This window comes from Terribium retamae, assembly GCF_022347545.1.
Taxonomy (GTDB): Bacteria; Pseudomonadota; Alphaproteobacteria; order Rhizobiales; family Rhizobiaceae; genus Mesorhizobium; species Mesorhizobium retamae.
The window spans coordinates 117,691-141,142 of the sequence record NZ_JAKREW010000009.1 but is presented as its reverse complement, the minus strand read 5'-3'; the positions used below and the strand labels follow the sequence as shown (position 1 = coordinate 141,142).

At 61.2% G+C, this 23,452-nt stretch carries 23 protein-coding genes; 12 read left to right on the top strand and 11 right to left on the bottom strand.

What is annotated here, in order from left to right; translation table 11 throughout:
• Positions 1-105: 105 nt before the first annotated feature.
• From L4923_RS12280 to L4923_RS12270, 4 genes are all read left to right on the top strand, one after another.
• On the top strand, positions 106-1,293 hold the full coding sequence (locus L4923_RS12280; RefSeq protein ID WP_239365271.1) for an MFS transporter: 1,188 nt from the start codon (positions 106-108) through the stop codon (positions 1,291-1,293).
• A 9-nt stretch (positions 1,294-1,302) separates the two neighbouring features.
• On the top strand, positions 1,303-1,428 hold the full coding sequence (locus L4923_RS30925) for a hypothetical protein (protein WP_275448372.1): 126 nt from the start codon (positions 1,303-1,305) through the stop codon (positions 1,426-1,428).
• Between the two features lie 51 nt (positions 1,429-1,479).
• Entirely contained in the window at positions 1,480-2,859 is a 1,380-nt protein-coding gene (locus tag L4923_RS12275) for an aspartate aminotransferase family protein (protein ID WP_239365268.1), read from the top strand.
• Positions 2,860-2,954: 95 nt separating this feature from the next.
• Positions 2,955-3,314: a hypothetical protein gene (locus tag L4923_RS12270; protein WP_239365266.1), complete on the top strand. Its 360-nt coding sequence runs from the start codon at positions 2,955-2,957 to the stop codon at positions 3,312-3,314.
• A gap of 303 nt (positions 3,315-3,617) precedes the next feature.
• On the opposite strand, the gene mmsB is transcribed toward L4923_RS12270, so the two are convergent.
• Positions 3,618-4,502 (bottom strand): 3-hydroxyisobutyrate dehydrogenase, encoded by an 885-nt coding sequence (gene mmsB / locus L4923_RS12265; RefSeq protein ID WP_239365264.1) that lies wholly within the window; start codon positions 4,500-4,502, stop codon positions 3,618-3,620.
• 116 nt (positions 4,503-4,618) lie between these two features.
• Positions 4,619-5,794, bottom strand: coding sequence for an isobutyryl-CoA dehydrogenase (locus tag L4923_RS12260; protein WP_239365262.1), 1,176 nt, complete (start codon positions 5,792-5,794; stop codon positions 4,619-4,621).
• A 145-nt stretch (positions 5,795-5,939) separates the two neighbouring features.
• Between L4923_RS12260 and L4923_RS12255 the strand changes: the two genes are divergently transcribed.
• Together L4923_RS12255 and L4923_RS12250 are read left to right on the top strand one after the other, a co-directional pair.
• Positions 5,940-6,539, top strand: coding sequence for a dimethylsulfonioproprionate lyase family protein (locus tag L4923_RS12255; protein WP_239365260.1), 600 nt, complete (start codon positions 5,940-5,942; stop codon positions 6,537-6,539).
• Positions 6,540-6,541: 2 nt separating this feature from the next.
• Entirely contained in the window at positions 6,542-8,011 is a 1,470-nt protein-coding gene (locus tag L4923_RS12250; RefSeq protein WP_239365259.1) for a cobyric acid synthase, read from the top strand.
• A 113-nt stretch (positions 8,012-8,124) separates the two neighbouring features.
• Here the strand turns inward: L4923_RS12250 and L4923_RS12245 are convergent, their stop codons facing one another.
• The 4 genes from L4923_RS12245 to L4923_RS12230 form a co-directional block, all read right to left on the bottom strand.
• A complete protein-coding gene (locus tag L4923_RS12245) occupies positions 8,125-8,538 on the bottom strand; it encodes a VOC family protein (RefSeq protein WP_239365258.1) in 414 nt (137 codons plus the stop codon).
• A 206-nt stretch (positions 8,539-8,744) separates the two neighbouring features.
• On the bottom strand, positions 8,745-9,566 hold the full coding sequence (locus L4923_RS12240) for a helix-turn-helix domain-containing protein (RefSeq protein WP_239365257.1): 822 nt from the start codon (positions 9,564-9,566) through the stop codon (positions 8,745-8,747).
• 68 nt (positions 9,567-9,634) lie between these two features.
• Entirely contained in the window at positions 9,635-9,805 is a 171-nt protein-coding gene (locus L4923_RS12235; RefSeq protein ID WP_162839650.1) for a hypothetical protein, read from the bottom strand.
• Between the two features lie 53 nt (positions 9,806-9,858).
• Positions 9,859-10,644, bottom strand: a complete 786-nt coding sequence (locus L4923_RS12230) for a TSUP family transporter (RefSeq protein WP_239365256.1) — start codon at positions 10,642-10,644, stop codon at positions 9,859-9,861.
• A 121-nt stretch (positions 10,645-10,765) separates the two neighbouring features.
• Between L4923_RS12230 and L4923_RS12225 the strand changes: the two genes are divergently transcribed.
• Both L4923_RS12225 and L4923_RS12220 read left to right on the top strand, forming a co-directional pair.
• Entirely contained in the window at positions 10,766-11,191 is a 426-nt protein-coding gene (locus tag L4923_RS12225; protein ID WP_239365254.1) for a tellurite resistance TerB family protein, read from the top strand.
• A 29-nt stretch (positions 11,192-11,220) separates the two neighbouring features.
• Positions 11,221-11,706, top strand: a complete 486-nt coding sequence (locus L4923_RS12220) for an NUDIX domain-containing protein (protein WP_239365252.1) — start codon at positions 11,221-11,223, stop codon at positions 11,704-11,706.
• A gap of 23 nt (positions 11,707-11,729) precedes the next feature.
• Here the strand turns inward: L4923_RS12220 and L4923_RS12215 are convergent, their stop codons facing one another.
• From L4923_RS12215 to L4923_RS12200, 4 genes are all read right to left on the bottom strand, one after another.
• Positions 11,730-13,490 (bottom strand): ABC transporter ATP-binding protein, encoded by a 1,761-nt coding sequence (locus L4923_RS12215; RefSeq protein ID WP_239365250.1) that lies wholly within the window; start codon positions 13,488-13,490, stop codon positions 11,730-11,732.
• Positions 13,487-14,356 carry an ABC transporter permease gene (locus tag L4923_RS12210; protein ID WP_239365248.1) on the bottom strand — a complete coding sequence of 290 codons (870 nt, stop codon included), beginning with the start codon at positions 14,354-14,356 and terminating at the stop codon, positions 13,487-13,489. The genes L4923_RS12215 and L4923_RS12210 overlap by 4 nt, the downstream gene beginning before the upstream one ends.
• Positions 14,353-15,300, bottom strand: a complete 948-nt coding sequence (locus L4923_RS12205) for an ABC transporter permease (RefSeq protein WP_239365247.1) — start codon at positions 15,298-15,300, stop codon at positions 14,353-14,355. The genes L4923_RS12210 and L4923_RS12205 overlap by 4 nt, the downstream gene beginning before the upstream one ends.
• 148 nt (positions 15,301-15,448) lie before the next feature.
• On the bottom strand, positions 15,449-16,930 hold the full coding sequence (locus L4923_RS12200; RefSeq protein WP_239365246.1) for an ABC transporter substrate-binding protein: 1,482 nt from the start codon (positions 16,928-16,930) through the stop codon (positions 15,449-15,451).
• A gap of 180 nt (positions 16,931-17,110) precedes the next feature.
• Between L4923_RS12200 and L4923_RS12195 the strand changes: the two genes are divergently transcribed.
• Entirely contained in the window at positions 17,111-17,620 is a 510-nt protein-coding gene (locus tag L4923_RS12195; RefSeq protein WP_239365245.1) for an OsmC family protein, read from the top strand.
• On the opposite strand, the gene L4923_RS12190 is transcribed toward L4923_RS12195, so the two are convergent.
• A complete protein-coding gene (locus L4923_RS12190; RefSeq protein WP_239365244.1) occupies positions 17,617-18,894 on the bottom strand; it encodes an acetylornithine deacetylase/succinyl-diaminopimelate desuccinylase family protein in 1,278 nt (425 codons plus the stop codon). The two genes, L4923_RS12195 and L4923_RS12190, sit on opposite strands and share 4 nt — an antisense overlap.
• A 214-nt stretch (positions 18,895-19,108) precedes the next feature.
• Between L4923_RS12190 and L4923_RS12185 the strand changes: the two genes are divergently transcribed.
• The 3 genes from L4923_RS12185 to L4923_RS12175 all read left to right on the top strand — a co-directional run bounded on the left by L4923_RS12185 (position 19,109) and on the right by L4923_RS12175 (position 23,449).
• Positions 19,109-19,540, top strand: a complete 432-nt coding sequence (locus tag L4923_RS12185; protein ID WP_239365243.1) for a L,D-transpeptidase — start codon at positions 19,109-19,111, stop codon at positions 19,538-19,540.
• Between the two features lie 295 nt (positions 19,541-19,835).
• Complete coding sequence (locus tag L4923_RS12180; protein WP_239365242.1) at positions 19,836-22,685, top strand: molybdopterin oxidoreductase family protein; 2,850 nt, start codon at positions 19,836-19,838, stop codon at positions 22,683-22,685.
• The gene (locus L4923_RS12175) at positions 22,682-23,449 is read left to right on the top strand and encodes a 4Fe-4S dicluster domain-containing protein (RefSeq protein WP_239365241.1); all 768 of its coding nucleotides are present in this window, start codon (positions 22,682-22,684) and stop codon (positions 23,447-23,449) included. Before L4923_RS12180 ends, L4923_RS12175 begins: the two co-directional genes overlap by 4 nt.
• Positions 23,450-23,452 lie beyond the last annotated feature (3 nt).

Below are 23,452 nucleotides of genomic sequence, written 5' to 3'. Positions count from 1 at the left end.
TGGTGGAGCAAGCGATCCAGCGCATGCGGCCCTTTCTTCAATCGCGATGAACGGCTAGCACCCGAAAACCGTTGACCTCGAAGATGGGCGCGGTTGGGAGGAGATATGGCCGCTGCTGAGAGCTGCGATAACCAAACGGCGATCAATTGGGCTGCGATCACCGGCGTGATCGCGACGGTTTCAGTCTTTGCCATCGCGCAGGGCCTGAGCTATCCACTTCTCTCCTTCATCCTGCAGCGGCAAGGCGTGTCGCCAGCAATGATCGGGCTCTCCGCCGGGATGACGCCGATCGGCTTCATCGTGTCATCGCCGCTGATCCCGGCCTTGGCCCGGCGTTTTGGGGCAGGGCGCACGGCGTTGATCTGTGCTGCACTTTCCGCGCTGACGCTGGCGCTCGTCGGGCTGACCTACAATGTCTATGCATGGTTTCCGCTGCGCTTCATGATCGGCGTCGTCACCAATCCGCTCTATGTGCTCAGCGAAGTTTGGATGATCGCGCTGGCACCGCCCGGCAGGCGGGGACGCATCATGGGGGTCTATTCCACACTGATCTCAGCCGGCTTTGCCGCCGGACCGCTCTGCCTGCTGTTCGTAGGCACCGAGGGCTGGGCACCGTTCCTGGTCGGAATCGCGGCCTTTGTTGTCTGCGGCTCCTGCCTTGCCGTCGTGTTGCCCAAACTGCCCAAGGTCGACCAGACGGGCCACCACGTCTCAGTGCTGGGCTTCATGCCGTTGGCCGCGTTGCTGCTGGCGGCAGTGATCGTTGCAGCAGGTTTCGAGCAGTCGGTGCTGGCGCTCCTGCCGGTCTACGGCACGCATTTCGACATTGCCGAGACACGTATGTCGGCACTGCTGACCGTCATGATCGCTGGCAACATCGCGATGCAGGTCCCGCTCGGACTGCTGGCTGAGCGACTTTCGGCGCAGGTCGTGCGGCTGGGCTGTGTCATCGCAACGGCCGCCGGTTGCGCGCTGCTGCCTTTGGTGATCACCACGCCTCTGGTATGGCCGTTCCTGTTCGTCCTCGGTGCAGTGTCCTACGGCATCTACACCATGACCATCATCGAACTCGGTGAACGGTTCACGGGCCAGGCACTCATCGCCGGCAACGCGGCTTTTTCACTGATGTGGGGCGTCGGCGGTATTGCCATGCCACCGTTGGCGGGCGGCGCCATGACCTTGTTTGGTGCACCGGGCTTGCCGGTGACGTTGGGAGCGATCTGCCTGGTCCTGGTGGTTGCCAGCGTTGTGGCACTGCGCGGTGGGTTGAACAGCCGTCGCAGGGTCGGCTAGAGTGTGCCCATGCGTGCTGTAGTGGCCCATCCTCACAAGCTCGATATCGCCGTGACGCCTTCGCCGCGCACGCGCCATACCGAGCTTTTGCGGCTATGTGCCCGCATCGGTTATTCTCCGCCTTCCACTTTCTGAGAATCCGTCTCCGGCTGGTGCCGGATTGATTCAAGAGGAAAGGCTAAATCAATGACTTATCAGAATTTTTCGCTGAAGCAGCTTCAGCAGATCGATGCTGCGCATCATCTGCATCCATTCACCGACCACAAGGAGCTCCGTGGCGCCGGTTCGCGCATCATCACCCATGCCAAGGGGCCGTTCATCTACGATTCCGAAGGGGCGGAGATTCTCGACGGCATGGCGGGCCTGTGGTGCGTGAATGTCGGCTATGGCCGAGACGAATTGGCCGATGCCGCTTACGCCCAAATGAAGGAGCTGCCTTATTACAACTCCTTCTTCAAATGCTCAACGCCGACCCCAGTGCTGCTTTCCAAGCGGCTGGCGGAGATCGCTCCGAAAGGGGTAAGTCAGGTCTTCTACGGTTCGTCGGGTTCGGAAGCCAACGACACCGCGCTTCGGCTGGTGCGTCATTTCTGGACTTTGGAAGGCAAGCCGGAAAAGAACCGCATCATTTCGCGCAAGAATGCCTACCACGGCTCGACCGTAGCCGGTACGTCGCTTGGCGGCATGGAGGGCATGCACAGCCAACTCGGCGGCCCGGTGCCGAATATCGTCCATGTGATGATGCCTTATGCCTACGAACTGGCGTTGCCTGGCGAGAGCGATCACGATTTTGGCATTCGCGCCGCCAAGGCGGTCGAGGATGCGATCATCGAGGCGGGTGCCGAAAATGTCGCGGCCTTCATCGGCGAGCCGATCATGGGCGCCGGTGGCGTCAAGATCCCGCCGGCGAGCTATTGGCCTGAAGTGCAGCGCATCTGCCGCAAGCATGACGTGCTGCTGATGCTGGACGAGGTGATCACCGGTTATGGCCGCACGGGTGAGTGGTTCGCAGCCGACTATTACGGCATCCAGCCGGACACCATCACCACCGCCAAGGCGCTGACCTCCGGTTATCAACCGCTCTCGGCGCTGCTGGTCGGCGACCGCATCGCCACGACACTGGTCGAAAAGGGCGGCGAGTTTTACCACGGCTATACCTATTCCGGCCACCCAGTGGCTTGCGCCGTGGCGCTCGCCAATCTCGACATCATCGCCAAGGAAGGGTTGGTCGAACGGGTCAAGAACGAGACCGGGCCATATTTCGCCAAAGCCTTGCAGGAGCAGATCGCGGGTCATGATCTGGTCGGCGAAGTCCGCTCTATCGGCCTGATGGGCGCCATCGAGATCGTCAGGGACAAGGCCACCAAGGAACGCTTCTCGCCGGCCGGAAGTGCTGCCGTGACCGTTCGCGACCATGCCATCGCCCACGGCATGATGCTGCGCGCTACCGGCGATACGATGATCCTGTCGCCGCCCTTGATCTGGACCCGCGATACGATCGACATGTGCTGCGAGCGTATCGGCAAGGCGCTGGATCTCGCCAAGGACGATCTGCGCAAGGCATAGTCGGATTGACAGTTTGTCGCAGGAAGCCGGCGGAACGATCCGCCGGCTTTTGCATTCGCTCTGTCAGGCAAGTTTCTTCAACCTTGGATCGTCTCGTGAAAAGCAATTCCCGCAGGAGACCCCGCCAGCCGGCGGGCGCCAAAGCCGTTGCCGACCTGATGCTTGCGCCCGCGGTCGTGATGCTGCGGTTGCCGGTGATGGCAGCGGAAGCCAGCGGCCTGGGTTGGCGCGAGGAAAGCGTGCGCGCGATTTCCGAGAAGATGGCGGCCGTGGCTGAAGGTGTCGCCGCAGCTCAACTCTCATTGGTGGATTCTTTCAGCCGTTTCTGGCCCGAGGTCATGACCGGGCGAGCGCCCTCGTTGCTCAACGGTGTCGCCCTTGAACGCTCGGTGCACGCCGCACTCAAGCCGGCAAGCCGGCGCGTGAAGGCGAATTTCAAGCGGTTGGGGAAATGAAGCGCGGCTTCTAAGGGTGCTTCTCTGCTTCGAATGAACTTCCAGTGCGCTCCAATGGCAAAAACCGCGCTCTCCTGGAACGCGGCTTTGCCAGATACGCATGGCGTTTCGCTACTCGAAACCTGCGAAACTAACGGCTCCGGTACGCGAGACCTGATCCGGAGCGCGGGGCAGAGCGTTTCGTCTGCCTTGAGTTCCGTTCTACAGGCACATCGTTACCGCGTGGTTAGCGAGACCTTAAGCAAATCTAAATTTGCCGATTTTTTGAGCCTCATTTTAGGAAAATCGAACAGATAGAGTGGCTTAACCGTTTGCTCCGCGCAGGAAATTAATGATGCCGGAAAAATCGGCACCGCCACCGCCTTGCGCATTGAACAGCGCATAAAGCTGCGCGGCCTCGGCACCCAGCGGCGTCGCCGCACCTGCCGCTTGCGCCGCTTCCTGGCTGAGCTTCAGATCCTTCAGCATCAGAGCAGCCGCGAAGCCGGGCTTGTAGTCGCGATTTGCCGGGGAGGCGGGAACCGGGCCAGGCACTGGGCAGTAAGTGGTCAGCGACCAGCATTGGCCGGACGATGTCGAGGCGACATCGAACAACGCCTGATGGGACAGACCGAGTTTTTCGCCAAGCACGAAGGCTTCGGCTACGCCGATCATCGAAATGCCGAGAATCATGTTGTTGCAGATCTTGGCCGCCTGGCCGGCGCCATCGTCACCGCAATGGACGATGCGGCCAGCCATCGGCTGCAAAACAGGCTCGGCGCGCGCGAAAGCCTCTTTCGACCCGCCGGCCATGAAAGTAAGTGAGCCCGCGGCAGCGCCGCCGGTGCCCCCGGAAACAGGCGCATCGACGGAGAGAAGACGATTTTCGCGGGCGATCGCATGCGCCTTGCGCGCCGATTCGACATCGATGGTGGAGGAATCGATGAACAGGGCACCCTTCGGCGCCCACGGTGCGATTTCACCATAGACCGATAGCACATGCTTCCCGGCCGGCAGCATGGTGATGACAACATCGGCTTCCTTTACCGCGCCCTGGGCATCTTCCGCGATCGTCAGGCCATGTTCCTTGGCCAGCGCAAGGTTCTCCGGGATCAGGTCGAAGCCGATGACCTTATGACCAGCCTTGACGAGGTTGGCGGCCATGGGGTTGCCCATATTGCCGAGGCCGATGAAGGCGATGGTGGTCATTGGTGGTCCCTCCGGAATTTGAACAGCGAGTAGGGGAATAGCGAGTAGCGAGGAGTGAGAGCGAAAATGGTTGTGCCGTGGCGCGGTCTATTCGCTACTCACTATTCGCTACTCACTCATCTCCCTATCAAATGCCGCGCCACGATCACGCGCATGATCTCATTCGTGCCTTCGAGAATCTGGTGGACGCGCAGGTCGCGGACCAGCTTCTCGACGCCGTAGTCTTGCAGATAGCCGTAGCCGCCGAACAGCTGCAGCGCCTGGTTGGCGACCTCGAAGCCGGTGTCGGTGACGAAGCGCTTAGCCATGGCCGACCATTTCGAGGCGTCGTGTGCCTTGGCGTCCAGTTTCGAAGCGGCTGCGTAGAGGAAGATACGCGCGGCCTGCAGTTCCGTCTCCATGTCGGCCAACCGGAACTGCAGCGCCTGGAATTGATTGATGGTCGAGCCGAAGGCCTTGCGTTCGCTGGTGTAGGTCAGCGCCTTGTCGAGTGCCGACTGTGCCCCGCCCAATGAGCAGGCAGCGATGTTCAACCGGCCGCCGTCGAGACCGGCCATGGCTATCTTGAAGCCCATGCCCTCGTCGGAGAGAAGGTTTTCCGCCGGCACCTTGCAGTCTTCGAAGATCACAGTGCGCGTTGACTGCATGTGCCAGCCCATCTTGTGCTCGTTGGCGCCGAAGGACAGGCCGGGGGCGTCTTTCGGCACGATCAGCGTCGAGATGCCCTTGGGGCCATCTTCACCGGTGCGCACCATGGCGACATAGACGTCGGAATCGCCGGCACCCGAAATGAACTGCTTGGTGCCGTTGACGACATAGTCGGAACCGTTGCCGCCCGAACGGCTTGCCCTGGTCTTCAGGGCCGCCGCGTCGGAACCCGAGCCCGGCTCGGTCAGGCAGTAGCTGGCCAGCCATTCCATTGAGGTCAATCTCGGCAGGAAACGCTGGCGCTGTTCGTCATTGCCGAAGCGGTCGATCATCGACGCCGCCATGTTGTGGATCGAAATGAAAGAGGAGAATGCTGGGCAGGCGCGCGACAATGCCTCGAAGATGAGCACGGCATCGAGCCGGCCCAGCGCAGAGCCGCCGACATCGTCGCGGACATAGATGCCGCCCAGCCCGAGCGGCCCGGTTTCACGGATCACATCGGCCGGAAAATGCCTGGCCCTGTCCCATTCGAGCGCGTTCGGCGCGACACGCTCGTCGGCGAAGGCTTCCGCCATGGTCTGGATGGCGCGCTGGTCTTCATTGAGTTCGAACTGGCCGCTGGCCGCCGTCGTGACGGTATCCATGGCGTCCTCCCGGATATGTCGTTTTTGGCTATGCGTGGACAGCAATCTAGACCAATGATGCGCCCGCGCAACCCGACCTTACGGATCAATCCGGCCAAGGATCGAGACAAAGCGGCTGTGCGAAAATGTGGAAACGGAGCATGCGGTGACGACGAATTTTGAAGCGCTGTTGGACGCATTCCATGCTTTTCTGAAGATCGAGCAGGCTTCGTTGGCGCGTGATGCTGCCGCCGCTATCGATTGGGCGATGCCAGCGCGCACGCTGGAGCCGAAGACAGTGCCGTGCGTCCGTCATATTGACCGCATCCAGGATATTGCGGCTGCGACAGCGCAACCGCTCGTGCGCTTGATCGCTGACAACCGAAAAGCATTGCGCTGGGGACAGACCTATACAAAGGACGATTTCGATTCCAATTTTCTGGACAATTACGGCTGGGTCGAACTGTTCGGTACGCGCGGGCATTTTGCCAATGACGCGGTCGCCGGCGGTTTCCTGATCCTCGGGCCGGAGGTCGTCTATCCCTCCCACCATCATCAGGCCGAGGAGATCTATATTCCGTTGACCGACGGCACCGGTTGGCGCAAGGGCGAGGGCGCCTTTCAGGTGCGCGGTGCCGGCGAGACCATCCATCATCCTTCCAACATCAATCACGCCATGAAAACCGGCGTCGAACCGCTTCTTGCGCTCTATCTCTGGCGTGGCGGTCCGCTGGCGGCGAAGTCGACCATCACCGGAGCGGCATGATCATGGCGCGCGCGATCATGCTTCAGGGCACAGGCTCGGATGTCGGCAAGACGGTGCTGGTTGCCGGGCTTTGCCGTGCGGCGCGCAAGCGTGGGCTGGAGGTGAGACCCTTCAAACCGCAGAACATGTCGAACAATGCAGCTGTCGCGGAAATTCCGGGTGAAGCCGGCGGTGGCGAAATCGGGCGGGGGCAATGGCTGCAGGCTTTGGCCTGCGGTGTCGCTCCCACCGTGCACATGAACCCCGTGCTGTTGAAACCGCAGACCGATATCGGCTCGCAGGTGATCGTGCAGGGTAAAATGTTCGGTGAGGCACGCGCGCGAGACTACCAGACCATGAAGGGTCGCTTGCTGGACGCGGTGATGGACTCCTGGGGGAAGGTGAAGGAGGGCGCGGATCTGGTCATCGTCGAAGGGGCCGGTTCTCCGGCGGAGATCAATCTGAGGCCTCGCGACATCGCCAATATGGGCTTTGCCACGCGCGCGAACGTGCCGGTGGTGCTGGTCGGTGACATCGACCGCGGCGGGGTGATCGCCTCGGTGGCGGGTACGCATCTGATCCTTCCGGAGGAGGACCGGCTCATGATCGCCGGCTATCTGATCAACAAATTTCGCGGAGACGTCACGCTGTTCGAAGACGGAATCAAGGCGATCGAAGGTTTCACCGGATGGCGCTGTTTCGGCGTCGTGCCCTGGTTGAAGGCGGCGTCGCGGTTGCCGTCGGAGGATTCGGTGGTGCTGGAGCGGCTGGCGGCAGGCGAGAAGCGAGCCCTGAAAGTCGCCGTGCCGATGCTGTCGCGCATCGCCAATTTCGACGATCTCGATCCGTTGAAGGCTGAACCACAGGTGGAAGTGGTGTTCGTGCCACCCGGTAAACCTTTGCCGGTCGATGCCGGGCTTGTCGTCATTCCCGGTTCGAAGTCGACAATCAGCGATCTCCTGCATCTGCGCGACCAGGGCTGGGATCGCGATCTTGCTGCCCATGTCCGGCGTGGCGGGTATGTCGTCGGCATCTGCGGGGGCTTCCAGATGCTCGGCCGTGTCGTACGGGACCCAGACGGTATCGAGGGCAGCATGCGTGAAGCCGAGGGGCTCGGTCTGCTCGATGTCGAAACCGTGATGGAGCCGGAAAAGACGGTGCGTACCAGCAATGCGCGCTCCGCCGTATTCGACCTTCCGCTGGAGGGTTACGAGATTCATCTCGGCCGCACCTCTGGCCCAGATTGCCGGCGTCCAGCAACGATCATCAACAATGCGCCGGACGGGGCGGTGTCTGCAGATGGCAGGGTGTTCGGTACCTATCTGCACGGGCTGTTCGGGGCGGATGCGTTTCGCGCCCGCTTTCTGGAGAGCCTCGGCGTAGCCGGTGGCGGTATCGATTACAGGGCAAATGTCGAAGCGGCACTGGATGATATCGCAGTTGCGCTGGAGACAAATCTCGACTGCGATGCGCTGTTTTCCCTGGCACGGTAGAGCGATTCAGCGCTTCAGGTTCGAGATGGCATGGCGGATTTCGCGCCGGGCAAGCCGGTTGCCCGGCGCAAAATCCGGGCGCGCCACGCCCTTTCGGGGAAAGATACGGCGTGTCAGCTCGCCTTGTCGTTGCTCTTCGGCCAGTAGGTACCAAGTGACCAGACATTGCCCTCCGGATCACGGCAGATGAATTCTCGGCTGCCGTAGCCGCGGTCCGTCAGGCCTTCGAGGATTTCGGCTCCTGCTGCTTCAGCGCGCGTGAAAGCCGCATCTGCATCGTCGACGGCGATGTAGATGGAACGGCCGTTGGGGCCGGGTTCTCCGACGATCTCGCCGAAACGATCGCAGCGCGACGAGCCGAGCATGATCATGGCTGAGCCCAGTGCGAGCTCGGCATGTTGGATGACATCGCCTTCGCCGTAGCATGCATGCACGGTGAAGCCGAAGGCCTTGTCGAGCCAATCGATCATGGCGGGCGCATCGCGAAAGCGCATCACGGGGTAGAGCCGGGGCGGTTCAACGGACATGGCGATCTCCTGTCAGGTGGAACGATGCATCATCCTGGCAGGGACGCCATGGGAGCGTCTTGAACAAATGTTACCTGGCTTGAGGTTTGAGCAATGCCGACCTTTGAGCAATGCCGACCAGAGCGTTCCGTTTTGCCGAAGCGTTCGAATGCTCTGTTTTATGCAATTCGGCGCAGAAAACCGTTGCGCACTTTCCTGGAATTGCCCTAGGCCGAAAGTGTGCTCGGCGTGGTGCCGGCAAAGTCCCTGAATTCGCGTGCCAGATGGGCCTGGTCGGCGTAACCACAGTCGGCGGCGATTCCGGCCCAACTATCGTTGCCGCGCCGTGACAGTTCGAGGGCGCGGTTAAAGCGTGCCATGCGCGCCAGCATCTTAGGGGACAGCCCGGTGGCATCGCGGAAGCGATCGGCAAGGTGCTTTCGACTCCAGGCAAGGTCCGCGGCGATTGCGCCGATGCGGACTTTGCCGCCGCTTTCCAGCACTCGCTCCACTGCCCAGGCAACCTGTGGTCCCTGTACAGGTGCAGAAGCCAACCTGCGGACAATGAAAGCTTCCACCAGGTCGAAGCGGCGATCCCAGTCAGGTTCGTTGCCGAGCATTTCGCGCAAGGCCTGACCTTTCGGCCCCAAGACATCATGCAGCGGCACCATACGATCTGTGAGTTCGCTGAGCGGCATGCGGAAGAAGCGTCGCGCGCCGGCAAGCGTGAAGTTCACCTGCAGGCAGCAGCATTGGCCGAAGGAGTCGATCAGCACGGGCCCAGCATAGAGGCCGGCGGCGAAACTGTCATAACGATCGTCTTCTCCCGGCGTGCGGCCAAGCGCGATTGTAAAGGGAGCTTCGAAATTGATGACCAGCGGCATGGCCAGCGGGGCGTATTCGACCTGACGGTAGTGACCGCCAGCCGTTTCGCGATAACCACAGATTTCGGTGACGAAGGGCCGCAGTGCCGGCGCCGGAAGCCGGCGCAGCACGACAAATTGTTGCGGAGACGCGTCTTCGTCCTTGTTTTGGCTTTCGGCAGGCATCGCCATCCCTGATGGCACAAGGATAACGGTTGCCCGCCGAAACCGAAAGAACCGCTCGTTTCTACCTGTCAGGCGCCACGCAAAAGGCAGGCGACTGCAAGGATGACATAGGCGAGCGTCATGACCCAAAAGGCCGAGATCGCGCCGAGACTGAACACGCCAAGGCCCATCAGAAGAGCGATGACGGCGATGACGACGGTGATGATGAAGACGATTTGGGTTGGTGCGCTGAGATTCATGTTTGGACCCTCTCCACATGATTCGTGCGAGAGCAATCCTACCAGTTGTCGGACTAGACCCCAATCAGGACGCGCAAGGGGTTCGTCGGGTCAACCAGAAGCTTCGCGGCAAGCGCGACACAGGTCAGCACCAGTAGTGGCTTGATCAGTTTCGATCCGACGCGAACGGCGAGGCTCGCTCCAAGTCTGGCACCCAGGAACTGGGCGACGCCCATGACGATGCCGACCTTCCAAACGATGACACCAACCACTGCGAAAACCGCGAAGGCGCCGATGTTGGAGGCGAAGTTGAGTAATTTGGTATGGGCGGTGGCTTTAAGCACGCCGTAGCCGGCAAGCGCCACGAAAGCCAGCATGAAGAAGGAGCCGGCCCCCGGACCAAACAGCCCGTCATAGAAGCCGATCGCCGGGATGACGGTGAAGCCGAGCAGGAAGGGTGACAGCCGTTCCGTCCGGTCGACATCGTTCATGTTCGGCTTCAGCGCGAAATAGAGCGCGATGGCGATCAGGATGAGGGGCAGGGCGGCACGCAGGATGTCTCCCGGTACTATGGTTGCCGCCAGCGCCCCAAGTACGCTGCCCGCCAGCGACATCAGCGCCGAGGGCCATTGCTTCAACGGGTCGACCTGACCCTTGGCGGCGTAGGCGAGTGTCGCCGAGCCTGAACCGAACAGCCCCTGCAGCTTGTTGGTTCCGAGCGCCTCGATCGGAGAGAAGCCTGCCAGAAGCAGCGCCGGAATGGTGATCAGTCCACCGCCGCCAGCGATGGAATCGATGATGCCGGCCACAAAAGCGGCGAGGCCGAGCATGGCGACGGTTTGAATGGTGAGGTCGATCATTAGGGCGAAGGGCGCCGGGAGGGAGGAACAATCAGGCAGTCAGCGGCGTTCGATCACAGCAGGCCCGTTTCCGCAAGGGCCAAAGCAGGCTAGGAATGAACATCGATTCGGGAGGACCGCGATGGCGATTGCGCTGCTGGACAAGATTCGTTCGATCTTCGAAGGCGACCCTGGCGTGCGCAAGGTTGCGGACGACCCGGTGCTGTCGGCGGAACTGCTCATGCTGTTTCGCATGATCCTCGCCGATGGCTCGGTCTCGGAAAGCGAGATGGAGGCGTTCCGGCGCATCTGCTCCGGCTCCTTCGGCATTCCGGAAGAAAGCGTCGACGCCGTGATCGAGTACCTCAACGAATATGGCTACGAGACCAACGGCTCACAGGCCGTTGCGATGTTCCGCGACCTCGATGTGGAGCGGAAGCGGTTGCTGGCACAGCATATGGCCGAGATCGCCAAGGCCGATCGGCATCTTGCCGAGAACGAGGTGAAGCTGTTGCGGCGTACGCTGGAGCTTCTCGGCATCAGCCCCGTGGACGCGGTGAAGTCATAGCGCGGCCGAGCGCGGATGAGGGCTGCAGCGTGAGCTTTGCCGACAGCTATCTCGGACGGTTGAGGCAGTTGGTCGGTAGCCGGCTTGTGCTGGTGCCTGGAGCCCGCATCGTCATCGAACGCGAGGACGGCTGCATCCTGCTGCACAAGCGGACAGACTTCGACCGGTGGGGATTGCCGGGCGGCAGCGCTGAAGAAGGCGAGAACATCGAAACGATCATCATCCGCGAGGTCGCCGAGGAAACCGGGTTAGCTGTTCGGGATGTCAAACCGTTCGCCTTCGGCAGCGATCCCCGCTACGAAACCTTCGAGTTTCCGAACGGTGACCGGACCCAGTTCTTTGCACTAATCTTTTACACGCGTTCCTTCGCAGGCGACGCCGCTGTCATGGACGATGAGAGCAGCGCCGTCGGATGGTTCGCCCCTGATGCCTTGCCAGACATGCTGTCCAACATGGCGCGCAGCGTCGAGGCCTATCTGCGGTTCAAGAAGACCGGCGAATTCCAGATGATTTAGCCGAATCCCGCTGAAAGGCGGATTCAGCCTTGTTCCTGGATCTTCCTGGCAATTGCGCGATGGAGATCCGGTGCTGCGGCAACCAGCGCCTGCGCTGCTTCCGATTGCGGGCGGTCGAGGATTTCCTTTGTCGCGCCGCGTTCGACGATGCGTCCTTCATGCATGACCAGCACTTCGTCGGTAATCGCGCGGGCAACGGTCAGATCATGGGTGATGAAGAGATAGGCTACGCCCAGCCGGCCGTTCAAATCGGCGAACAGATCGAGGATCTGGGCCCTGATCGAGACATCGAGGGCAGATACCGGCTCGTCGGCCACGATCAGCTTCGGCCGGGTGATGATGGCGCGGGCGATGGACAGGCGCTGGCGCTGGCCGCCTGAGAATTCATGCGGATATTTATCGAGGTCGGCAGGCCCAAGCCCGACTTCGTTCAATGCATGCGCCACCATTTCCCGGCGCTCGGCCGGAGTCGGTTTCTTTTCCAGCAGATGCAGCGGCTCGGCGACCAGTTTCTCGACACTCTGGCGCGGGTCGAAGGAGCCATAAGGGTCTTGGAAAACCACCTGCATGTCGCGCCGCGCCGGCTTCAATTCCGCTTCGTTGCGATGGGAAATCGGCTCGCCACGGAAACGGATGGCGCCGGCGCTTGGATTGTCGAGCGCCAGAATCATGCGTGCCAGCGTGGATTTTCCACAGCCCGAACGACCGACAAGCGCGACCGATTGTGCAGGCGCGATGCTGAGCGACACATCATCCACCGCATGGACAGGGGCGCTACGGCCAAAGAAGGATGTGCGACGGCCCGGATAGAGACGCGAGACGTTTTCAACGGAGACAAGCGGCGTTCTTTCTCCCCTCGGGGGGGAAATGGCCGCGAAGCGGCCAGGGAAGGGTGTCTCGGCAGTGCTCGACATTTTGCTGACGATATCCGATCGAGCGACATTTCCTTCTGAGGCAACCCCCTCTGTCGCCTTTGGCGACATCTCCCCCTCAAGGGGGAAGAATGGCCGGCGTTTCGGCACATGCATCGAGGCCAAGGCTAGTTGCCGCGTGTAAGGATGTGTTTGGCTGGACAATGTCCGTGCGGTTTCGCCGGCCTCCATAACCTCGCCATGGCGCATGATGGTAATGCGGTCCGACATCTCGGTGACGACGGCAAGGTCGTGCGAGATGAGCAGCAGACCCATTTTGTTCTCGTGCACGAGATCGCGCAGCAAATCGAGGATCTGTGCCTGCAGCACGACATCGAGCGCCGTGGTCGGCTCGTCGGCGATGAGGAGCTTCGGCTTCAGCGCGCAGGCGATCGCGATGACGACACGCTGGCGCTGACCACCGGAGAGTTCATGCGGATAGCGCGTCAGCGGGAATTTGGCTTCCGGCAGTCCGACCCGGTCGAGGATCTTTCGGGCTCGCTCTTCCGCCTCGGCGCGGCCAGCCTTGGTGTGCCAGCGAATACCCTCTGCGACCTGTTCACCAATGGTCTTGACCGGGTTGAGTGCGGTCATCGGTTCCTGGAACACCATGCCGATGTCATCGCCGCGCAGGGCGCACATCTGGTCCTCGGTGGCAGCAAGGATGTCGATGCCGTCGAAGCGCACGCTGCCGGCCGCCTTGGCCGTGAATGGCAGAAGCTGCATCACGGTCATCGCCGTCATGGATTTGCCGGAGCCGGACTCGCCGACCAGTCCGACGACCTCGCCGGGCGCGACAGCAAGGTCCACATCCTTCAGGATCGGACGGTTGCCGATGGCCAGAGACAGGTTTTGGATATCGAGCAGGCTCATCGACGCCGCCGCGATTTCGGATCGAGGATATCGGCGACACCATCGCCCAAAAGATTCAGTGCCAGGACGGTGATGACGATGGCCATACCCGGGAAGATCGCCATCCAGGGCGCCTGCGCCATACGGGTCTGCGCCTCGAACAGCATCCGGCCCCAACTCGGCATCGGCGGCTGGGCGCCCAGGCCGACATAGGACAGGCTGGCTTCGGCCAGGATGCCCAGTGCGAACTGGATGGTGCCCTGCACCAGAAGCAACGTCGCGATATTGGGCAGGATATGTTCAAGCGTGATCAGAGCCTTGCCTTTGCCGGCAGCGCGGGCGGCAAGGATATACTCGCGCGGCCAGATGGAAAGTGCACCGGCGCGGGCTACGCGGGCAAAAACCGGGATGTTGAAGATGCCAATCGCAATGATCGCGTTGATTGCACCCGGGCCGAAGATCGCGGTGATCATGATAGCCGACAGCAGCGCCGGGAAGGCAAAGACAAGATCGTTCAGCCGCATCAGCGCTTCATCGACAAAGCCACCGCGCGCAGCAGCCCAGCAGCCCAGCGGTACGCCGATGCCGATGCCGATGCCGACGGCGACCAAGGCGACCGCGATGGAATTGCGGGCCCCAATCATGATCATCGAAAGCACGTCGCGGCCAAAATGATCGGTACCGAACCAGTGTGCCGCGGATGGGGCCAGAAGCTTGTCGGAGATCACCAGCTTGGTGACATCATAAGGCGTCCAGAGGAAGGAGAGGGCGGCCATTCCCGCCACCAGCACGGTGACGAAGAAACCTGCAATGAAGGATCTGTGGTGCAAGGCCTTTGCAGCCAATGACGTCAGGCTCTCACGCGGGATTTCGGTCTGCAGCGTCACGAGCGCCCCCGCAGGCGTGGATCGATCATCGCATAGGAGAAATCGACGACAAGATTGACGAGGATCACGGTCGCAACCAGCAGCATGACGACGCTTTCGACCACGATCAGGTCGCGTTGCGTTATGGCCTGGAAGATGAGGCGACCGAGACCTGGCAGATAGAAGACGTTTTCGATGATGATGGTGCCAGCAAGCAGGAAGGCGAACTGCAGGCCAAGGATGGTCAGCACAGGGATCATGGCATTACGCAGGGCGTGTCGCCAAAGCACCGCGCGATAGGGCATGCCTTTGGCGCGGGCCGTGCGAATGTAGTCTTCCGACAGGACCTCGATCATCGCCTGGCGGGTCACGCGGGCAAGGATTGCCGCCTGCGGCAGCGCCAGGGCGACAGCAGGCAGGATCAGCGCCTTCAATGCCTGCCATATGCCCGCGCTCCAGCCGGGAAAGCCGCCGGCCGGCACCCATTTCAGCCATACCGCGAAGAGATAGATCAGAAGCAGCGCAAACCAAAAGTTCGGTATGGCGACGCCGATCTGCGAGACGCCCATAGAAACGGTGTCGCCGAAACGGCCCTGCCGCGAAGCGGCATGCAGACCGACGGGAATGGCGATGAGGGTCGACAGGGCGAGCGCAATCAGCGCCAGCGGCAGTGAGACGGCGACGCGCTCGCGTACCAGGTCGATGACCGGGACCGAGTAGGTGTAGGAGCGGCCGAAATCGAGCAGGACGAGATTGCCGACCCAGTGAAAGTAGCGCAACAGCAGCGGGTCATTCAGCCCCATCTGCGTGCGCACCTGTTCGACCTGCTCGGCAGTGGCATTCATACCGAGCATCAGGCGTGCCGGATCGCCGGGCAGGATTTCCAGCACGGCAAAGACGACGATAGAGGCCAGCACCAGTGTTGCGAAGGCGATGGCAACGCGCTTGAGGAGGTATGCGGTCATGCTCGGCGCGCCTTTCCTTCGCCCCGTTCACGGGGAGAAGGTGGCCCGAAGGGCCGGATGAGGGGCAACGCTACATTCTGCAATTTCTGGTGTCGCCCCTCATCTGCCTGCCGGCATCTTCTCCCCGTAAACGGGGAGAACGCTTTCATCAGTCGTTCCACTTCACCCTGGTGAGGTCATTTGCCGGCACGGGCTGGTTCTGCCACAGGCCTTCGATCTTCGCATCCCAGACGCCGACCTTCGGCAGTTCGAACAGGAAGCCGACCACAGCGCCGTCCGCGAGGATCTTCTGGGCCTTGCCGAGCAGCTCCTTGCGCTTGCCTTCGTCCGCGGTGAGATCGAGCTCTTCGATCACCTTGTTGAACTCCGGGTTCTGGTAATTGAAGTAATAGTCCTTGCGCGCGTAGATGCCGATGTCGTTGGGCTCGACATGGGAAACGATGGTCAGGTCGTAGTCTTTCTTGGTGAAGACCTGGTCCAGCCACTGCGCCCATTCCACTGGAATGATTTCGGCTTCGATGCCGACATCACGCAGTTGCGATGCGATGATCTCGCCGCCGAGGCGGGCATAGGGCGGCGGCGGCAGCTTCAGCGTCACTTTTGTGCCGCCTTCCAAACCTGCCTCCTTCAGAAGCTCTTTCGCCTTGGCCGCATCGTGCGGGTAGGTGCCGGTCAGGTCGACATAATCCTTGCTGGACGGTGACATATGTGAACCGATCGGCTGGCCAAGGCCTTCGGAAGCGCCGTCTATGATCGCCTTGCGGTCGAGCGCATAAGAGATCGCCTGGCGGACCTTGATCTGGTCGAATGGCGGCTTGCCGTTGTTCATGGCAAGGATGGTTTCGCCCTCGGTGGAACCGACCACGACCTTGAAGCGCGGGTCGGACTGGAATTGCGAGAGGCTATCGCTGGTTGGCATGTTGGGGAAGGCCTGCACGTCGCCGGATAGCATGGCGGGGACCGCGGCGGAGGCATCGGGGATGAAGCGGAATTCAGCCTTGTCCAGAGAAACCGGCGCGCCCCAATAATTGTCCGATTTCACCAGTGTGACCGACGAACCCTTTGCCCAGTTCTGGAATTTGAAGGGACCGGTACCGATCGGCTTTTCCTTGTTGGTCTCGGCGCTTTCGGGCGCCACGATCACCGCATCGCCCCAGCCCATATTGTAGAGGAAGGAGCCTTGCGGCTGTTTCAGTGTGACCTTGACCGTCGCGGGATCGATGACGTCGACGGTATCGATGGCTGCAAAGAGCTGTTTCTGGGCGTTTTGGGAGTTCTCGGCACGGGCACGGTCGAGCGAGAACTTGACGTCGGAGGCGTCGAAATCAGTGCCGTCGTGGAACTTCACTCCTGTGTGCAGCTTGAAGGTATAGACCTTGCCGTCTTCCGAGATCGTCCAGCTTTCGGCCAGATCCGGCAGGACCTCGCCGTTAGGGCCGATCCGGGTCAAGCCTTCGAATATGTTGGCATAGGTGACTTCACGGATAGCGGCGGCTGCACCCGCGGTCGGGTCGAGATGCGGTGGCTCCAGCACCATGCCAAGTACCAGGTCGGTGCGCGCGGCGAGTGCTGTCGTGCCGCAGCCAAGCGCCACGGCGGTAGCAGCCAAAACCGTTTTCCAGAGCCTCATCGCATTCCCCTCATTCTTCCGCTTGGTTAGCTCGGGCGGGATAGAAGCGTGAAATTCCAACGGAGTAAATCACGTTTGTTTTCCTCGATGATGCTGCTGGGGAAATCTTGTGCCAATATACCGGCCACGCTTGGTGCGCTACGACATGCTGTGACGCACTACGGGCGGGAGGGTATGACGATGGACGCTGCAACACTCAAGAATCTGCAGGCGCCGCTCAAGGAAGCCTATCGCGAGGCACCGGAAAAAGCGCTCATTACCTTGCGCGCCAAGGGTTCGATCGACGATCAGTCGATCGCCTGCAAGGTGGAGACCGGCCGCGCCCTGGCAATTGCTGGCCTCCATCCGGCGACCGGCGGCAGCGGGTTGGAATTGTGCTCCGGCGATATGCTGCTCGAAGCTTTGGTTGCCTGCGCGGGCGTGACGCTGAAGGCCGTCGCGACCGCACTCGAATTCCGGTTGGACGGCGCCACCGTAACCGCCGAGGGCGATCTCGATTTTCGCGGCACGCTGGGCGTTGCCAAGGAAACGCCGGTCGGATTCAGAGCGATAAGGCTGGGCATCCAGTTGCAGACCGACGAACCACAGGAGCGCATCGATTCGCTTGTGAAACTCACCGAACGCTACTGCGTGGTTTTTCAGACGATCAATCAGCGGCCGGACCTGTCCGTGACGGCGCAACGGCTTTAGCTGCGCCCATCACGCAACAGCACATTCAACCCGATCGCCATGACCTTGGCCGATTGCACCATGTCCTCGATACCAACCCATTCGTCCGGCCGATGGGCAAGGTCGAGGATGCCGGGGCCGTAGGCGATGCAATCGAACAAGTGGCCGATACGGGCAACGTGTTTCTGATCATAGGTACCGGGTGAAATCACGTAGTCCGGTTCACGCTCAAAAACCTGCATGATGCCTTCGGCGACTGCCTTGACCACCGGTGCATCGCGCTCGGTCATGGTCGGCTGAACCTCCATGACATCGCGGATGCGATAGTCGAATTTCTTCCGGTCGCGCTTCAACCGGTCGAGGATGTCGGTCACCTCGCGCTTCACCTCGTCGAGCTTTTCTTCGAGCAGGAAGCGGCGATCGATGGTGAGCCGGCACGAATCCGGCACATTGGGTGAGGGCAGGCCGGGCCTGAAATCCTCGGTCTGGCCGCCGTGGATCGAATTGATGTTCATGGTGGAGCGGCGCGCGCCTTCGGGCACCACCGGCATCGAGGTTTGTTTGCGGTCAAGCGCGGGAAAAAGATCTGCCTCGAAGGCGGCCAGGACGGCACCCATATGGCGCACCGCATTGTCGCCGAGAAAAGGCATCGAGCCGTGCGCGATCTCGCCCAGCGTCTCGATCTCGGCCCACCAGACACCGCGATGGCCGAGGCAGATGCGCTCCTTGTTCAATGGCTCGGGGATGATGACGTGATCGACCTTTGGCTTCGAGAAGTAGCCTTTGCTGGCCAGGTAGGCAACACCACCGAACCCGCCGGATTCCTCGTCAACGGTGCCCGAGATCTCGATGGCGCCGGGAAAATCCGGATAGGCTTCCATGAAAGCTTCAACGGCGATGATGGAGGCTGCGAGGCCGCCTTTCATGTCGCAGGCGCCGCGGCCGTAGACACGGCCATCCTTTACCACGCCCGCGAAGGGATCGACCGTCCAACCTTCCCCCGCCTCGACCACATCGATATGGGAGTTGAAATGCACTGTCGGGCCCGGCGAGCGGCCGTCGAAGCGTGCAACCACATTGACGCGCGGATAGCGGTCGGTGTCGCCCGGCGTGCCTTCGCCGCGGATCAGCTCGATCCCGAAGCCTCGTTTCTCCAAGCGCTTGGCGATGAACTCTGCGCAGGGGCGATACGCCTCGCCAGGCGGATTCACGGTCGGGAAGCGGATGAGGTCGGCGGTCAGCGCGACGAGGTCGTCGGTGCGCGCTTCGACGCTTTGCAGGAGTCGGTCGGTCATGCGCGAAATTGAGCAGGGAAAGGCCGTGCCTTGCAAGACCCTTCGGGTTGATCCAGCCGCCTGGTGCCAATTGCGCCGTCAATCCGTTCAAATCTTCGTCAACAGCGGCTCGCAAGATCTCTTATGTAACGCAGATCACTGTTCTTTTAACCTTTGAAAGATAGTGTGAGGGAGGCAAGTGTGGGGAAGCAATGCAAGGAGAGGGATTGGACTCATGAAGAAGTCTGTTCTCATGGGAGGTGTTCTGGGGGCGATGTTGTTGGTCAGCGCGGTTGAAAGCCGAGCCGACGGCCTCGTTGCGAGGGTCAACATTTCGACGCAAACGATGACAGTCAGCCGCTACGGCGAGGTGCTGTATCGCTGGAATGTCTCAACCGCCCGAAAGGGTTACGTGACCCCGAGCGGAAGCTGGAAGCCCAAGCGTCTGCACAAGATGTGGTATTCCAAGAAATACGACAATTCGCCGATGCCTTATTCCGTCTTTTACCATGGCGGCTATGCGGTGCATGGCACGAATGCTGTGCGACAACTGGGTCGGCCTGCCTCGCATGGCTGCGTGCGCCTTGCCACGGCCAACGCGGCGACCTTTTACTCACTGGTCCGCGAAGTGGGCATGAAGGACACACGGATCGTCGTCACATATTGAAGGAGCTTCGAGCTCTTTTGCCGGAAAATTTTGAGCGTGGGCCGCATTCCTGCCGCTCCGCAGCCACGCTGAGAGCGGCTGCTTCGATCCCGCGCGGTCGTGGCATCTTCGTGCCCATTGCTGACATGGGCAAACCCATGCGTGCGCTGGTGTGTATTTTCTTAATTTATCAAGACAGTGGGAGATCATGCTCCAGCATGATCTATCCCTGAACGAAATTGCTGTCGGGAACCTTCTTCGCGCATTTCCTTTCCCGTTTCGGGCCGGTACGGTCTGAGGCGGAGGAAGTTGTTCGATGAATCACACCGAAGGGGTGGCGCTGTCCGAACCGATAGCCGACGAGGTCCGCAAGACGACCTGCTATATGTGCGCTTGCCGGTGTGGCATCAACGTGCACATCAAGGACGGCAAGATCCGTTACATCGAGGGCAATCGCGACCACCCGGTCAACAAGGGTGTACTCTGCGCCAAGGGCTCGGCGGGTATCATGCAGCACTACGCGCCGGCCAGGCTGCGTGCGCCGCTGAAGCGGACAGGCCCGCGCGGCTCAGGCAAGTTCGAGGAGATCAGCTGGGACGAAGCGCTGGAGATCGCCACGGGCTGGCTGGACAATGTGCGCCGAGACGATCCGAAGAAGCTCGCTTTCTTCACCGGACGAGATCAGTCGCAGTCGCTGACGGGGTTCTGGGCGCAGCAGTTCGGTACGCCGAATTATGCTGCGCATGGTGGCTTCTGTTCGGTCAACATGGCCGCCGCCGGCATCATGACCATCGGTGGCGCTTTCTGGGAATTCGGTGCGCCGGATTGGGATCGCACCAAGCTGTTTGTGCTGTTTGGAGTCGCCGAAGACCACGATTCCAACCCGATCAAGATGGGCATCGCCAAGCTGAAGCAGAACGGCGCTCGCTTTGTTTCGGTCAACCCGGTGCGTACCGGCTATTCGGCCGTCGCCGACAACTGGATCGGTATCCGTCCGGGTACGGATGGACTGCTGATCCTGGCCATCGTTCATGAATTGCTCAAAGCACGCCGGATCGATGTGGATTATCTGGTGCGCTATTCCAACGCCACCTGGCTGGTCATCGACGCTCCCGGCACCGTCGAGCACGGCCTGTTCGCGCGCGACGGCGAGGGTAAGCCTCTCGTTTTCGAAACAGTGACCGAACAGGTTGTCGCGCTTGGCAGCAAAGGCGCGAGGGCTGCGCTCTCCGGGCGGGTGCAACTTCCCGACGGCCGTTTCGCAACGCCGTCCTTCCAGTTACTTGCAGAGAGATACCTCGATCCGAAATATGCGCCGGAAGCCGTCTCCGCTGAAACCGGTGTCGCAGCGGATAGCATCCGCGGGCTCGCAGCCGAAATCGCACGCGTGGCTTTCGACGAAGCGATAACCATCGAGCAGCCGTGGACGGATGTGCATGGGCAGCGTCACGAAGGTTTTGTCGGGCGACCGGTGTCATTCCACGCAATGCGCGGGCTGTCAGCTCATTCCAACGGTTTCCAGACGGCACGGGCACTGCACATGTTGCAGGTGTTGATCGGAGCGGTCGATTGCCCCGGCGGTTTCCGTTTCGAACCGCCTTACCCCAAGCCGGTATCCGCGCATCCGACACCGCATGGCAGGGCCGAGCATTTCGGATCCAACAAACCGCTTTCAGGACCGCATCTCGGTTTTCCGCGCGGCCCGGAGGATCTTCTGGTCGACGCCGAGGGGCGGCCGACGCGCATCGACAAGGCGTTTTCCTGGGACGCGCCGTTCTCGGTGCATGGGCTGATGCACATGGTGATCGCGAATGCCCATGCCGGCGATCCGTACCCGGTCGATGTGCTGTTTCTCTACATGGCCAACATGGCCTGGAATTCCTCGATGAACACGGCAGGCGTCATCCGCATGCTGGAGGACAAGGACCCGGTAACCGGCGAATACAAAATCCCGAAGATCATTTATTCAGACGCCTACGCTTCCGAGATGGTCGCCTATGCCGACCTCGTCCTACCTGACACGACCTATCTCGAACGTCATGACTGCATTTCTTTGCTCGACCGGCCGATTTCGGAACCGGACGCCGTGCAGGATGCCATCCGCTGGCCGGTGATTGAACCGGACCGCAATGTACGCGGCTTTCAGAGCGTGCTGATCGATCTTGGCGCGCGTCTGCGCTTGCCGGGCTTCGCCGACAATCACGGCAAGCCGCTCTACAAGGATTATGCCGACTACATCGTACGCCACGAACGCCGGCCAGGTATTGGACCTCTGGCGGGTTTCCGGGGCCTGCAAGGGGACCGCGCCGGGCGCGGCGCAACGAATCCGGAGCAATTGCGGCGCTATATTGAAAACGGCTCGTTCTTCTCGGCGCATATCCCCCTGGAAGCGCAGTTCTTCAAACATGCCAACCAGGCCTATCAGGATTTCGCGGTGCGCATGGGTTTCTTCGATACGCCGCAGCCGGTGACGTTCCAACTCTACCAGGAAGCGCTGCAGAAATTCCGGCTGTCCGCTGAAGGCCTGCGCGAGCCGGTGGCGCCGGAAACGCACCGGCAGCGCATCCTCGATGCTTTCGACCCGTTGCCCGATTGGTACCGACCGCTCGGCGAGGCAATGGTCGACGGGCAGGAGTTTCCCTACCACGCCATCACCCAGCGCCCGGCAGCCATGTACCATTCCTGGGGTTCGATGAATGCGTGGCTGAGGCAGATCCACACCGCCAACGTGCTCTACGTACCGGGACTGATCTGCGAGCGGTTGGGCCTCGTCGATGGTGATTGGGCCTGGTTGATCTCACACCACAGCCGCATCAAGGTGCCGGTCGTGCGGATGGAGGCGGTGAATTCCTCGACGATGTGGACCTGGAACGCCATCGGCAAGCGGGAAGGGGCCTGGGGATTGGATCGCAACGTTCCGGAAGCGCAAAAAGCCTTCCTGATGAATCATTTGATCCACGAACTTCTACCGCCAAGGCAAGACGGGCTTCGCTGGTCGAATTCCGATCCAATCACCGGCCAGGCTGCCTGGTATGATCTCAGGGTCCGCATCGAGAAAGCCGACAAGGGTGCCGTCAGCGAACCGCATTTCCCAGGCCTTGCGGAGCCGGATGATGAGCTCTCGAGCCCGGAGGAATTGCGCTATGGGCAGGAGTGGGCGCAATGACTTCACTGCCAGCACTGCCGACAGCGAAGAAACTCGGCCTCGTCATCGACCTCGACGTGTGTGTCGGTTGCCATGCTTGCGTGGTGAACTGCAAGGAATGGAACACGGGCGGCTATGGCGCTGCCTTGTCGGACCAGCGGCCTTATGGGGCCGACGTCTCGGGGGCCTGGCTGAACCGCGTGCATTCTTTCGAGGTGATGCCGGAGGGAGGGGAAATCATCGGCGAGGTGGGCGAGGCCCGCATCGTGCATTTCCCGAAATCCTGCCTGCATTGCGCGGACGCGCCCTGCGTGACCGTCTGTCCGACTGGCGCGTCCTACAAGCGTACCGAGGACGGCATCGTGCTGGTCGACGAGGAGAAATGCATCGGCTGTGGTCTCTGCGCCTGGTCGTGCCCCTATGGCGCGCGCGAGATGGATCTGGCCGCCGGCGTGATGAAGAAATGCACGCTGTGCATCGACCGCATCTACAACGAGACCCTCGAAGAAGTGGACCGGCAGCCGGCCTGCGTGCGCACCTGCCCAGCCAATGCCCGCCATTTCGGTGATCTCGGCGACCCATCTTCGAGCGTTTCGATCATGGTTGCCGAGCGCGGTGGCATCGACTTGATGCCGGAGCAGGGAACGCGTCCCGTGAACAAATATCTGCCGCCGCGGCCGCGGACGCCGCTGGCCGAGAGTGCCCATCAGTTGGCAAAAGGCGAGGATACGAGTGGTGCCACCGGCTTTTTTGCCTGGCTCGACGGCATGTTGGACCGCATCTGATCC